The following is a 12,379-nucleotide window of genomic DNA, read 5'->3' on the forward strand; positions in this document are numbered from 1 at the left end:
TTGGAGCACACTAGCACCGGCACTGACCAGGCAACAGAGCCCCGGGACCTGTCAGAAACCCGCAGCGGGGCACCGATCTCAGTCGACGAGGTAGCGCAGCAGCACCGCAGTCTCGAAGCGCCTCGTCTCGACCAATCGGAGCCCGATGCGCTTGTCCAGTGACGGGAACATCGGCGTGCCGCCGCCGAGCACCACGGGCGAGACGAACACCTGGTACTCGTCGATGAGCCCGTGTGGCATCAGCGAGGCCGCCAGGCTCGCGCCACCGACCTCCATGACGCCGTCACCACCGGCCTTGAGCCTGCGAACCTCCTCGACCGCGTTCGCACTGACCAGCGTGCTGTTCCACGCGACCTCGGTGAGCGTTCGGGAGAAGACGACCTTGGGCTTGCCCGTCCAGAGCCCGCCGAACTCGCGCGTGATGCGCGGCGCGTCCTCGGGCACATACGGCCAGTACTCGGCCATCAGCTCGTACAGCCGACGACCGTTCAACGCGACCTCGAGCCCGCGGAACCGGTCGTTGTGGAACTGGTGCAGCTCCTCGTCCGGGTCGGTCCAGTCGATACTGCCGTCGCGGTCGTTGATGTAACCATCCAGGGACACGCCGAACCCGTAGATCAGTTTCCTCATGAGGTGCAGACCTCCTTCGTGCTCGAAACTCACCGGACCCTAATTCCTCCTCGGATCGATGTCTGTCGATCCGCACACCCGGTGTCAACCGTGCGCTTCCGAAAACCTGCTACGAACCGGCACGTATCAGAAAGCGGGCCAGGGAATCGGGCGTGACGAGTGGGGAACCGGCATCACCGGATGTTCGAGCAACGCCTTCGCGCGTTCGGTCAGCGCGGCGATCTCGGCGTCGGTGATGTGGGTGGCCAGCGAATCAGCTACGGCACCGGGCAGATTCGCGGCGAAGGTGGCGATATCGGTGATCAGTGACTCGTGCACCGGTCGTCCCGCCCAGCCCCACAGCACGGTGCGCAGTTTCGGTTCGGTGTGCAGGCAGATGCCGTGGTCGACGCCGTAGACCTGACCGTCGACACCTTCGAGCGCGTGCCCGCCTTTGCGATCGGCGTTGTTGAGCAACAGATCCAGCACCGCCATCCGTTGCAGCCGCGGATCGTCGGCGTGGATGAGCGAGACCTCGTTGCCCTGCTCGTCGAGCGCGCGCAGTACTTCACAGAATCCCGCGGGCACCGTCCCCGGCGTGCACAGGTCGACGAGGTCGAGGCGCTGACGGGCGTCGGTTCGGTTGTCGACCGAGGTGACCCAGCGCTGCACCATGCCAGGCCCCAAAGGCCCGTCGCGCAGCACCGTTTCGGGGATGACACCCCAGCCGAGGTGTTCGGAGATCAGATACGACGCGACCTCGCGGCCCGCGAGGGTGCCGTCGGGGAAATCCCACAGCGGTCGTTCACCGCGCACCGGCTTGTACACCACCCGCAGCGGAGCACCGTCGGGTTCGGGTGCGGCGATCTCACACACCAGGGTCAGATTGCTGGCGACGCCGATCCGGCCGACGATGTCGAGTTCACCTTCGGTGAGCACTGGCACGCCGAGATCACTCCTCTTCGAGTTCGGCAGCGCCGAAGATCTCGCCGCGCTTGTACCCGTTGGTGCGCACACACATGTGCCCGCGCGAGGACAGCGGTTCCCCGCACAGCGGGCAGGGCGGGCGCCCCGCCGCGATCACCCGCGCCGACCGCAACGCGAACTCGCGCGCCTGGATCGGGGTCAGGAACACCCGCACCGCGTCAGGGCCTTCGTCGGTGTCGTCGAGCACCACCGATTCGTCGACCTCGGTCTCGGTGATCGCGAGCAACTCGACCACCACAGCTCCCGCGTCGGAATCCCAGCCCAGACCCATGGTGCCGACCCGGAATTCGGTGTCGATGGGGGTGACCAGCGGCGCGACATCGCGCACGTCCTCCCCTTCGGGTGGCACCTCGGCGCCGAAGCGACGCGCTACCTCGTCGAGCAGCAGACCCATCCGGTCGGCGAGCACCTTCACCTGCTGCTTCTCCAGCAGCACGCTCACCACCAATGGTTCCTGCACGGCCTGCAGGTAGAACGAACGATCGCCCGGTTCACCGACGGTCCCGGCGACGAAACGATCGGGGGTGCGAAATACATGGATTGCGCGTGACACATGCACCTCCTGATACGTGACCCTGATCGACACTCACGAACACACTCCGCTAAGGAGAATCGCGGTGCCCCGCATTCCCATTATCCGCGTTCGCGGCTGCAGGCACCTCTCCACCGGGTGTCGGCGTCGTCGGTGCGGCCGCGGCCAGCGCGGAAAGATCGGCGCCGGTGTCGTTGAACTTCCACACCGATGGCCCGTGCGGGCTGTAGCGGACAACGCTGATCGAGGCCGGTTCCACCGCGATCCGCTGAAAGCTGTCCAGGTGCAGGCCGAGGGCGTCGGCCAGAATCGATTTGATGACGTCGCCGTGCGCGCACGCCACCCACAGCACATCCCGGCCCGCCTTCTCGGCCAGTGTGCGTTCGATGTCGCGGATCGCGGCGACCGCCCGCTGCTGGACCTGGGCCAGCCCTTCCCCGCCGGGGAACACCGCACCCGAGGCGTGACCCTGCACGACCCGCCACAGCGGTTCGGTGACCAGTTCGGCGATCGGGCGCCCGGTCCAGTCGCCGTAGTCGACCTCGATGAGCCGTTCGTCGTGGTCGGGTTCCAGGCCCAGCTTCTCGGCCAGCGGCGCCACGGTGCGCTGACAGCGCAGCAGCGGTGAGCTGGCGATGTGTTCGATCGGCAGCATCGCGAGCCGGTCGGCGACCGCGGCGGCCTGTTCGGTGCCGCGTTCGGTGAGTTCGACGCCGGGGGTGCGGCCCGCGAGGGTGCGCGCGGTGTTGGAGGTCGACACTCCGTGCCGGAGCAGGATCACCGTCATGGGACCAGCCTAACCATCGGGGCTCGTTGGGCTCAGGTCGCCGAGACGACGCCGGCGGCCAGCAGGCCCAGCATCGTGACGCCGAGGATGATCCGGTAGCCGACGAACCAGTACAGCGAATGCTTGCCGACGAACTTCAACAGCCAAGCCACCGAGGCGTACCCGACAGCGAACGCCAGGATCGTCGCGACCAGCAACTGCGGACCGCTGGCGTTGAGCCCCTCACCTGCCGGCGCGAAGGCGTCGGGCAGGCTGAACAGGCCGGATGCGGTGACTGCGGGGATCGCGAGCAGGAACGAGAACCGGTAGGCGGCTTCGCGTTCCAATCCGAGGAACAGACCGGCCGTTGACGTGGCACCGGAACGCGAGACACCGGGGATCAGCGCCAGACACTGCGCCAGACCCATCACGATGCCGTCTTTGGTCGTGAGCTGATCGAACGAGCGGGTCTTGCTGCCGAAATGCTCACCGGCGGCGATCACCAGCGCGAACGCGACCAGCATGAACGACACCAGCCACAGATTGCGCGCCCCGGTGCGGATCTCGTCCTTGAACAGGTACCCCAACACACCGATCGGGATGGTGGCGATGATCACGTACCAGCCGATGCGGTAGTCGAGTTCGCGCTGGGTGTCGCGTTCGTGCGCGTCCCTGGCACTGCGATCCATCACCGGCAATTTCGTGGTGACCCGGTCTCCCACCGCGACCTCGCGTTGGGACCGTTCCCGCCAGCGCATCCCGAGCGTGGTGAACCAGGCGACCAGGATGCGCCAGATGTCCTTGGCGAAGTACACCAGCACCGCTGCCTCGGTGCCGAGCTGGGTGACCGCGGTGAAGGACGCGCCCGCGTCGTCGCCGAAGAATACGCCCGACACGATGCGCAGGTGCGCCGAGGACGAGATCGGCAGGAACTCGGTGAGTCCCTGCACCAACCCGAGTACCAATGCCTGGAACCAGGTCATCGACTCGCCCACCACGTCCTCCTGCTGACTCGCGCCCGAAAGACCGCGTCCTCCTGGGCTTTTGCTTCATATCCGGCCATGACGGCCACGATCTCGCAGCGACCCTACCTGTCGTCGCGCTCGGTCGCCGCCCGCCCGTCGCCGAGATCGGGTTCTGCCGCGCCGCGGCACGGGTCGCCGAGCGAGGCAGCGGTGGCCCGCGCATTAGGCGCGTACCTCCGCCTTCGCTCCGGCCGTGCGCGGCTGAGGAGCGCTGCGCGGCTGCGCCCATTGGGCGTACCTCCGCCTTCGCTCCGGCCGTGCGCGGCTGAGGACGCTGCGCGGCTGCGCCCATTAGGCTGTCGCCGTGACGAATGCGCGGGCGCGGTGATGGAACAGCGAACGGTGGGACGCAGCGGACTTCGGGTGTCGCGGATCGGGTTGGCGACCCATACCTGGGGGACACATACCGATGCCGACGAAGCGTCGGTGCAGTTGGCGGCGTTCACCGAGGCCGGTGGCACGCTCGTCGACATCTCCCCCGTGTACGGCGAGGGCGCGGCGCAGCGGATCCTGGCGGATCTGCTCGGCGACCTGGTCTCGCGTGACGAATTGGTGCTCAGTGGCAGCGCCGGTGTGGTGATGCACGCGCCCGGCGCCGGGGTCGGCGACTCGGTGCCCTCGCCCGCCGCGGTGGGCCCGGTGGTCGACGCGTCGCGGCGCACCCTGCTCAAACAACTCGATCGAACCCTGCTCGAACTGGGCACCGACCATCTCGACATCTGGAGCATCGCCGCCTGGGATCCGTACACCCCGCTCGACGAGGTCGCGGCCACCCTCGACACCGCGGTGCGGACCGGCCGCACCCGGTACGCGGGTGTGCGCGGTTTCACGGCATGGCAGTTGGCCAGCCTGGCCGCGATCGCGCCGATCACGGCCGCGCAGACGCCGTACTCGCTGCTCGCGCGTGGCACCGAGAACGACGCGATTCCCGCAGGCCGCCACCACGGGGTGGGCATCATCGCGTCGGCGCCGCTGGCCGGTGGGATCCTGACCGGCAAGTATCGCGACGGTGTCCCGGCGGATTCGCGGGGTGCCGACGAGGCGACGGCGGCCGAGATCCGGCGCAGGCTCGACGACGATCGCGCGACCAGGGTGGTCGACGCGCTGGTCACCGCCGCTGACGGGCTCGGTACGTCGCCGCTGGCGGTGGCGCTGGCCTGGATCCGTGATCGGCCCGGCATCGCGAGCATGATCGTCGGTGCCCGCGATATCGGTCAGCTCACCGGCGTGCTGGCCGCCGAAACCCTCGAGTTGCCGCGCGCGATCGCGGCGGCCCTCGACGATGTGAGCGCCCGTTCCGAATGATGGCTAGCCTCACCTATATGAAACTGCGTGGTGTGCTGACGGCGATGCTCGCGGCGACGGTGCTGACCGGTGCCGTCGCTTGCACCACGAGCAATCCTGCATCGACTGCCAATTCGGGTGGTCCGGTGACGGCACAGCTCGCTGACCTGGACCCCGTCCCGATCGGGCCCGCGCCGACGCCGCGGTTGCCGGTGACGGTGAAGTCCTATGACGGCAGCGACGTGACGATCGCCGACACCTCGCGAATCATCGCCGTCGACCGCTACGGCACCCTCGCCCAAACGGTGTGGGCGCTGGGTCTCGGCGCGAACCTCGTCGGCCGCAGCACCTCCGCCTCGTTCCCCGCCATCGCGGCCGTGCCCAATGTGGCGGGCGGCAACGGCAGCCTCAGCGTCGAAGCGGTCCTGAATCTGCGCCCGTCGGTGTTCCTCACCGACACGACCAGCGCCGCCCCCGCCGTGCGTGAGCAGTTGCGGGCAGCCGGGGTGACCGTCGTCTACTTCGACCCCGAGCGCAGCATGGCCGGTGTCGTCCCGCAGATCGAGGCAGTGGCCACCGCGCTGGGTGTTCCCGAGGCGGGCAAGCAGCTCGGCGCACGCACCCACGACGAGATCGCCACCGCGACAGCCCGCGTCCCGAAGCAGGATCCGCAACCCAAGATCGCCTTCTTGTACCTGCGCAGCGCCGCGATCACCATGATCGCGGGCCGCGGTTCGGGCGCCGATTCGCTGATCACCGCGATCGGTGGCGTAGACGCGGGCACCGCTGCCGGCGTGAACGAGCCGTTCGTCGCCATCACCAGCGAGGCGATGATCGCGGCCTCCCCCGATGTGCTGCTGGTGATGTCGGACGGGCTGAAATCGGTGGGTGGCGTCGACGGGCTGGAGAAGGTGCCCGGCATCGCCCAGACTCCGGCGGGCCGCAACCGGCGCGTGGTCGACATGTCCGACGCGGTGATCCTGAGCTTCGGCCCCAATACCGGCCGCGTCGTCTCTGCCCTTTCCGACGCCGTCTACGGCAAACCGGCATGAGCGGTCTGCGTTCGGCGCCGGCACGCAGGCCATCGAGGTGTGCGGCGGCGACACTGGGTTCGCGGCCTAGCAGGCTGACCGGACCAGTCGGTCAGCGGTCGGCTTCGGAGAGTCCTGCGCGAGCGTGCCGGACGGTCACCGCATGAACGATGCACCCGACCTGACGAAGCCCGCGAGCGCCCCCCGGATAACGGACGCGACCCCTGATCCCCTGCCCCCGGCACGCCACCGAGGCACCCGCGTGACGGCCGTGTTCGCCGTCGCGCTGCTGGCCCTCGTAGTGCTGGCCGTGGTGTCGGCGGTGCTCGGACAGGTACCCACGACCGCTGCCGAGGTGCTGGGCAGTGTGGCGCACCGGATCGGACTCGACATCGGGCCGATGCCCGCGCATCCGGCCGGTGAGGTGACGCTGTGGCAGGTGCGGTTCCCACGGGTTGCCCTCGCCATCCTGGTCGGGGCTTCGCTCGCGACAGCGGGTGCGTTGTTGCAGGGGGTGTTCGCCAATCCGCTCGCCGAACCCGGTGTTATCGGGGTGTCGGCGGGTGCCGCGGTCGGAGCGGGCACCGTGATCGTGGTCGGTGGTGCGTTCGTCGCCGCCTGGTCGGTGGCGGCCGCGGCGTTCGTGGCGGGTTTGATCACCACCGCGCTGGTCTATGTGCTGTCGAGGTCGGGTGGGCGCACCGAAGTGGTGACGCTGATCCTCACCGGTGTGGCGATCAACGCCTTCGCCGGCGGCTTGATCGCGCTGCTGTTGTTCGTCGCCAGCCCCGCCGCGCGGGATCAGATCGTGTTCTGGCAGCTCGGCAGCCTCAACGGCGCCACCTGGCCGTCGGTGGCGGTCGTGGCGGCGCTGGCCGCGGTCGGCATTCTGGCGGCGATCCTGATCGCGCCGCGCCTGGATCTGCTCGCACTCGGCGATTCCGCGGCCCGCCACCTCGGGGTCGATGTGGAACGGCTGCGCAGGCAGGTGATCGTGGTGGTCGCGGTGCTCACGGCGGCGGGTGTGGCGTTCAGCGGCATCATTCTGTTCGTCGGGCTGATCGTGCCGCATCTCGTGCGGATGATGGTCGGGCCCGGCCATCGCGTGCTCGTTCCGCTCAGTGCGATCGTGGGCGCGGTGGTGTTGCTCGGCGCCGACGTCGTGGCCCGCACGCTGGTCCACAATGCCGACCTGCCGCTGGGCATGCTCACCTCCCTGATCGGCGGCCCGTTCTTCTTCTGGCTGCTGCGCCGCACCCGAGCCCGAGCAGGAGGTTGGGGATGACCGGCACCTGCACCGCCGACGCCACCCGCCTACGCCGCGCCGGGACCGGAGGCTCGCGATGACCGACACCCTCGGACGGCGGGCTTCCTGGCGTTCGCTGTTCGCACGAACCCCTGACGTGCCCGCGCGCCCCGAACTCGGCACCGTCACCCTGCGCGCCACCGGGCTCACCGTGCGGCGCGGCACCCGTACCGTCCTCGAAGCTGTCGACTTTCAGGTCGCGGCAGGGGAAATCGTCGCGCTCGTCGGTCCGAACGGTGCAGGCAAGTCCAGCCTGCTCGCCGCCCTCGCCGGCGAACTCGAGCCGAGCACCGGCACCGTCAAGCTCGAAGGCCACGCACTCTCGCACTGGACCCCCGCCGACATGGCCCGCCGCCGCGCGGTCCTGCCCCAATCCCACGCCGTCGGCTTCCCGTTCACCGCCCGCGAGGTCGTCGCCATGGGCCGCGCCCCGTGGCTGCACACCGCGGCTGCCGACAACGACGACGCACTCGTCACCGCGGCACTGGCCGCCACCGACGTCACCCACCTCGCCACCCGCATCTTCCCGTCGTTGTCCGGCGGCGAGCGCGCCCGTGTCGCCCTGGCTCGCGTCCTGGCCCAGGACACCGCCACCCTGCTGCTCGACGAGCCGACCGCCGCCCTGGACCTCGGCCACCAGGAAGCCGTGCTGCGCTTGGCCGCCACCCGTGCCGCCGAGGGTGCCGCCGTGGTCGTCGTCGTCCATGACCTCGGGGTGGCCGCCGCCTACGCCGACCGCGTCACGGTCCTGGACGCAGGCCGCGTCGCCGCTGACGGTCTCCCCCGTGAGATCCTCACCCGCGAACTGCTCACCACCGTCTATCACCACCCCGTCGACGTCTTCGATCACCCGACCACCGGCGCCCAACTCGTCTTGCCCGAACGCGGCCGCAACTGACCCACCACCGGTTTCGTCCTGGTCGAACGCAGTCGCCGCTGAGAAGAGCTCCTCGACACGCGCGATTCGGTGGCGGCGGAGGGCCGAAGGAGCATGGGTAGGCTTGGCACCGAGGTCATTCGTCCATCGCGGTCACCATCGCCGACGACGATCGGTCTACTCGTCGCCCGCGACCGTGGCTCGCTCCCATCGCAGAGGAGATCCGATGAGCCCCACCATCGCCAGCGTCGTCATCCCGGTATCCGATCTTGCGGCGACAAAAGCCGTTTACACCACCCTGTACGGGGCTCCGCACACCGACGAGCCCTACTACGTCGGCTGGGCGGTGGGCGATGTCCAGATCGGCCTCGACCCCAGTGGCGACGTCACGGCGGGACCCGTCGCCTACGCCGGAGTCGACGATGTCGACAAGGCCCGAGACGCGGCCATATCCGCGGGCGCCACCGAACGCACCGCCCCTCGCGAAGTCAGCCCCGGCACCCGCATCTGCGTCCTGGAAGACACCGACGGCAACCCGTTCGGCATCATCGGAAAGTAGCCCACTCCGAGCCCATCACCGCGGCCGTCGCCGCGGGCGCCAAGGGCATCGTGTTCGCGGGCACCCCTTCGCCGAACCAGGCGAGCGCCGCGCTGACGACCAAGGGTGTCGCCCTGGTCGCCACCAACGCCTACGGCTTCGGCGCGATCACCGTCGACCGAAGATGGGCGTCGTCAGCGGCGGCGACCTCGCGGCGAAGAACGCACGGCTGCTGCTCATGCTGGCACTGGCCAGAACCGCCGAGCACGACCAGATCGTGGCCTGGTTCCGCGAATTACGGCAATCAGCAGTTCTGAGGCGGCTATTTCCAGATGATCTTCAGCAGCGCCGGGGTGAGCACCATCCGGATGATCGTGGCGTCGATGATCAGCGCCACGATCATCCCGTAGGCGATGTATTTCATCAGCACCAGATCCGAGAACCCGAATGCCCCCGTGACCACGATCAGAATCGCGGCCGCCGAGGTGATCACCCCGCCGGTGTGGGCCACGCCGTGGCGGATGGACTCGGCGGGATCGGCACCCGCGGCCCGTTTCTCGGCGATCCGGGACAGCAGGAACACCTCGTAGTCGGTGGACAACCCGAAGATCACCGTCACGATCAACGCCACCACCGCGAACATCAAGGGCCCCGGCGTGAACTGGAATGCCCCAGCTCCGTGCCCTTCCACGAAGATCCAGGTCAGCACGCCCAGGGTCGAGACCAAACTGAGCGCGCTCATCGCGACGGCCTTCACCGCCAGGATCACCGACCGGAATGCCACGATCATCAACGCCAGCGCCGCCGCGATCAGAATCGCCAACAGCAGCGGCAGCCCGTCGATCAATCCGTTGATGCTGTCGCGTTCGAGCGCGGGGATACCGGCGACCATCACCTGCACGCCCGGTGGCGCGGGCAGCGCACGCAGTGTGTCGATCACCCGGTCGGCGTCGCGTTTGTCACCGAGTCCGGCGGAGAGCACATTGACGTTGTCCTTGGTCGCCGCCGCCGGTTCGAACCGCCCGGTCAGCCCGGGAACTTGATTGGCCTCGAACCGGATATCGCTCAATTGCTGCGGCGAGGCACCGACCACGATCAGCTTCAACGGTTCGGTGCGAAATCCGGGAAACAGGTGATCGAAATCTTCCTGGGCCACCCGCGCCGGATTGTCGGCAGCCAGATATTTCTCGCTGATCCCACCGAACTCGATGTGGCGCAACGGAATACTCAATGCCAGCAGGCCGAGCACGATCGGGATGACCACCGCCCATGGCCTTCGCATCGCCCACTGTGCCAGCCGGGAGAAGAACCCGGCATCGATCTGGGCTTCGGTCTTGCTGCGTGAGAAACGTTTCCAGCCCAGCCAGTCGATCCGGTGTCCGGCGATACTCAACGCGGCGGGCAGTGCGGTGACCGACAGCAGCGCCGCCAGCATCACCGCGGAAATGCCGCCGTAGGGCACTGATCGGAGCACCCCGTTCGGGAAGATGAACAGCGCACCGAGACTCACAGCGATGATCCCCGCGGAGAACAGCACGGTGCGCCCGGCCGTGGCGACGGTGCGGGCGGTCGCGTCCTCGACGGAGCGTCCGGCGGCCAGTTCCTCCCGGAACCGGGTCACCGTGAACAGTCCGTAGTCGATCGCCAACCCGAGCGCGACCAACGTCATCACCGCGCTGGCGAACACGTTGACCTCGATCTGGGCGGTGAGTACCCGCAAGATCCCGGAGGTGCCGAGGATGGTGAGTCCTCCGATCAGCACCGGCAGCAGTGCGCCGATCAGCCCGCCGAACACGAAGTAGAGCAGGATCGCCACGATCGGCAAGGCGATGATCTCGGCGCGCTTGATGTCGTGCTGCATCCCGATGTTGATGCCCTCGACCACCGGCTGCAGCCCCGCCAGCTGCACCGTGGTCCCACCCGGTCCAGCGCCGGGCACACCGGCGTCCAGGTGTGGTTTCAGCGCGAGATAGTTGTTGACCGTCGCGGTCCCGCCGCCGCCTGCCAGCCCGATGCTGGCGAACGCGTGCTGTTTGGTCGGATCGGAGGCATTCGCCGAGAACGGGCTGTCCCAGTAGCTGTCGATCTTGTGGATCCGCTCCCCGTACTGCTTGCGCAGGTCGGCCAGCGCCGCCGTCACCGGTCCGCGCACGGCGGGATCGTCGACGGTGGTGCCGGGTGGGGCGGTGTAGATGACGATCAGATCGCCGTCGGTGTCGCGGCCGAAGGTGGCGTCGGCCAGTTTGGACGCCGCCACCGACTGGCTCGACTCGTCGAACCAGCCTTCCTGGGTGTAGCGGTCGGCCAGGTCGCGACCGAACCACCCCGAGACCAGCACGGTCAGCACGAAGAAGCCGAGCACGAGGAATCGGTGGCGGTGGACGAACCTGCCCCACCGCATGGATCGAGATTCGCCCATCTCAGCCGCAGGCGGCGGTGCGATAGTCGGCCGAGCGCAGGATGCCGCACAGGTCGGTGCGCGAGATCTTCCACTTCCCGTCGAGCAGCACGAAATGCACGATGGTGGTACGCACGTTGGTGCCCGAACCGTCCTTGTCCAGGCGCATGGTCGCGGTGAGCGTGCCGTCGCGGTTGTCGAACACCGGGTCGACGACGCCGTACACCGCATGGGGGTTGTCGCGCAGCGCCTTGTACATGTCGGGGATGGCGTCGGAGAACGCGGCGCCGTCTTCGATCAGTTCGGTGCGTTCGACGTCGGGCAGGTTCGGGTCGAGCGCGCGTTTGATCTGCGCGTCGAGTTGCTGGGCGGTCGGCAGCGGCACGTTGGCCTTGCTGGCCGAGATCGCGACGGAGGAAGCGAGGGAGGCGTTGGCCGAAGACCGTGCGGCGTCGACCGAGGCCTCGTCGGAGGTTCCCGCGCACGCGGCGAGGGCGACGAGGGCCGTGAGGCAGGCGGTGGCCGCAGTGGCCCTGGCGAAAAGTGTGGAAGACATCACCATCTACATACCATCAATGACGGCACTGATCCGTCCCAGGATGGCGCGAACTGTGGAGATGTCACTGGTCGCCGCCCCCGCGACAGGGTGGGCGCCGGGGAGCAGATCGCGGACGAAGGCGCTGACGCTGCGTTCGTCACCGAGGTCGATGTCGGTCACCTGAGCGTGCGCCTGGGCCACCACGTCGTCGGATCCCGGTACCGCATCGCCCAGGTCGGCGCGATAGATCTGCACGGTCAGGGTGCCGCGGTGGGTGCGGAAGGCGAACGGGCGGCCGTCGTCGGTGGTGCCGAAGCCGTGGGCGAAGGGTCCGACGGAGATGTCATCGATGCCGAAACCCGCTGGTGTCCGGTCGGTCATCGTGGGGATCTCCTGCCGCTGTGTGGCAATCAATTGTCGACGTGTCAACAGTAACGTGCGTCACCGACACTTCCGACGCGCACACCCGGTCGAAGCTACTGGTGAGT

At 68.4% G+C, this 12,379-nt stretch carries 13 protein-coding genes; 5 read left to right on the forward strand and 8 right to left on the reverse strand.

All coding sequences use genetic code 11. The features are described 5' to 3' along the window. Positions 1 to 78 precede the first annotated feature (78 nt). The 5 genes from ACTWPB_RS21750 to ACTWPB_RS21770 form a co-directional block, all read right to left on the reverse strand. Positions 79 to 630, reverse strand: a complete 552-nt coding sequence (locus tag ACTWPB_RS21750; protein WP_446222416.1) for a dihydrofolate reductase family protein — start codon at positions 628 to 630, stop codon at positions 79 to 81. Positions 631 to 756: 126 nt separating this feature from the next. Then, on the reverse strand, positions 757 to 1,554 hold the full coding sequence (locus tag ACTWPB_RS21755; protein WP_446222417.1) for an SCO1664 family protein: 798 nt from the start codon (positions 1,552 to 1,554) through the stop codon (positions 757 to 759). A 7-nt stretch (positions 1,555 to 1,561) separates the two neighbouring features. Continuing rightward, positions 1,562 to 2,149, reverse strand: coding sequence for a DUF3090 domain-containing protein (locus tag ACTWPB_RS21760; protein ID WP_266288581.1), 588 nt, complete (start codon positions 2,147 to 2,149; stop codon positions 1,562 to 1,564). A 49-nt stretch (positions 2,150 to 2,198) separates the two neighbouring features. Next, entirely contained in the window at positions 2,199 to 2,915 is a 717-nt protein-coding gene (locus ACTWPB_RS21765) for a histidine phosphatase family protein (protein ID WP_446222418.1), read from the reverse strand. Positions 2,916 to 2,947: 32 nt separating this feature from the next. Then, positions 2,948 to 3,889, reverse strand: a complete 942-nt coding sequence (locus ACTWPB_RS21770) for an undecaprenyl-diphosphate phosphatase (protein WP_446222419.1) — start codon at positions 3,887 to 3,889, stop codon at positions 2,948 to 2,950. 357 nt (positions 3,890 to 4,246) lie between these two features. Between ACTWPB_RS21770 and ACTWPB_RS21775 the strand changes: the two genes are divergently transcribed. From ACTWPB_RS21775 to ACTWPB_RS21795, 5 genes are all read left to right on the forward strand, one after another. Next, positions 4,247 to 5,224, forward strand: a complete 978-nt coding sequence (locus ACTWPB_RS21775; RefSeq protein ID WP_446222420.1) for an aldo/keto reductase — start codon at positions 4,247 to 4,249, stop codon at positions 5,222 to 5,224. 17 nt (positions 5,225 to 5,241) lie between these two features. Further along, positions 5,242 to 6,255, forward strand: a complete 1,014-nt coding sequence (locus ACTWPB_RS21780; protein ID WP_446222421.1) for a heme/hemin ABC transporter substrate-binding protein — start codon at positions 5,242 to 5,244, stop codon at positions 6,253 to 6,255. 142 nt (positions 6,256 to 6,397) lie between these two features. Continuing rightward, entirely contained in the window at positions 6,398 to 7,519 is a 1,122-nt protein-coding gene (locus tag ACTWPB_RS21785) for a FecCD family ABC transporter permease (protein WP_446222422.1), read from the forward strand. 58 nt (positions 7,520 to 7,577) lie between these two features. Further along, a complete protein-coding gene (locus ACTWPB_RS21790) occupies positions 7,578 to 8,438 on the forward strand; it encodes a heme ABC transporter ATP-binding protein (protein ID WP_446222423.1) in 861 nt (286 codons plus the stop codon). A 205-nt stretch (positions 8,439 to 8,643) separates the two neighbouring features. Next, positions 8,644 to 8,976, forward strand: coding sequence for a VOC family protein (locus tag ACTWPB_RS21795; RefSeq protein WP_446222424.1), 333 nt, complete (start codon positions 8,644 to 8,646; stop codon positions 8,974 to 8,976). A 301-nt stretch (positions 8,977 to 9,277) separates the two neighbouring features. On the opposite strand, the gene ACTWPB_RS21800 is transcribed toward ACTWPB_RS21795, so the two are convergent. Genes ACTWPB_RS21800 through ACTWPB_RS21810 form a run of 3 tightly spaced genes read right to left on the reverse strand, consistent with a single transcriptional unit; the run spans position 9,278 to position 12,272 of the window. Beyond that, the gene (locus tag ACTWPB_RS21800; protein WP_446222425.1) at positions 9,278 to 11,356 is read right to left on the reverse strand and encodes an MMPL family transporter; all 2,079 of its coding nucleotides are present in this window, start codon (positions 11,354 to 11,356) and stop codon (positions 9,278 to 9,280) included. A 19-nt stretch (positions 11,357 to 11,375) separates the two neighbouring features. After that, complete coding sequence (locus tag ACTWPB_RS21805) at positions 11,376 to 11,915, reverse strand: hypothetical protein (protein WP_446222426.1); 540 nt, start codon at positions 11,913 to 11,915, stop codon at positions 11,376 to 11,378. After that, positions 11,916 to 12,272: a hypothetical protein gene (locus ACTWPB_RS21810; RefSeq protein ID WP_446222427.1), complete on the reverse strand. Its 357-nt coding sequence runs from the start codon at positions 12,270 to 12,272 to the stop codon at positions 11,916 to 11,918. Positions 12,273 to 12,379 lie beyond the last annotated feature (107 nt).

Source organism: Nocardia sp. IBHARD005, assembly GCF_052814245.1.

Excerpts from the sequence above, each read along its gene's own strand:
- ACTWPB_RS21750 (WP_446222416.1), bottom strand. The coding sequence starts at position 630 with ATGAGGAAACTGATCTACGGGTTCGGCGTGTCCCTGGATGGTTACATC.
- ACTWPB_RS21765 (WP_446222418.1), bottom strand. The coding sequence starts at position 2,915 with ATGACGGTGATCCTGCTCCGGCACGGAGTGTCGACCTCCAACACCGCG.
- ACTWPB_RS21775 (WP_446222420.1), top strand. The coding sequence starts at position 4,247 with ATGGAACAGCGAACGGTGGGACGCAGCGGACTTCGGGTGTCGCGGATC.
- ACTWPB_RS21780 (WP_446222421.1), top strand. The coding sequence starts at position 5,242 with ATGAAACTGCGTGGTGTGCTGACGGCGATGCTCGCGGCGACGGTGCTG.
- ACTWPB_RS21785 (WP_446222422.1), top strand. The coding sequence starts at position 6,398 with ATGAACGATGCACCCGACCTGACGAAGCCCGCGAGCGCCCCCCGGATA.
- ACTWPB_RS21790 (WP_446222423.1), top strand. The coding sequence starts at position 7,578 with ATGACCGACACCCTCGGACGGCGGGCTTCCTGGCGTTCGCTGTTCGCA.
- ACTWPB_RS21795 (WP_446222424.1), top strand. The coding sequence starts at position 8,644 with ATGAGCCCCACCATCGCCAGCGTCGTCATCCCGGTATCCGATCTTGCG.
- ACTWPB_RS21800 (WP_446222425.1), bottom strand. The coding sequence starts at position 11,356 with ATGCGGTGGGGCAGGTTCGTCCACCGCCACCGATTCCTCGTGCTCGGC.
- ACTWPB_RS21805 (WP_446222426.1), bottom strand. The coding sequence starts at position 11,915 with ATGGTGATGTCTTCCACACTTTTCGCCAGGGCCACTGCGGCCACCGCC.
- ACTWPB_RS21810 (WP_446222427.1), bottom strand. The coding sequence starts at position 12,272 with ATGACCGACCGGACACCAGCGGGTTTCGGCATCGATGACATCTCCGTC.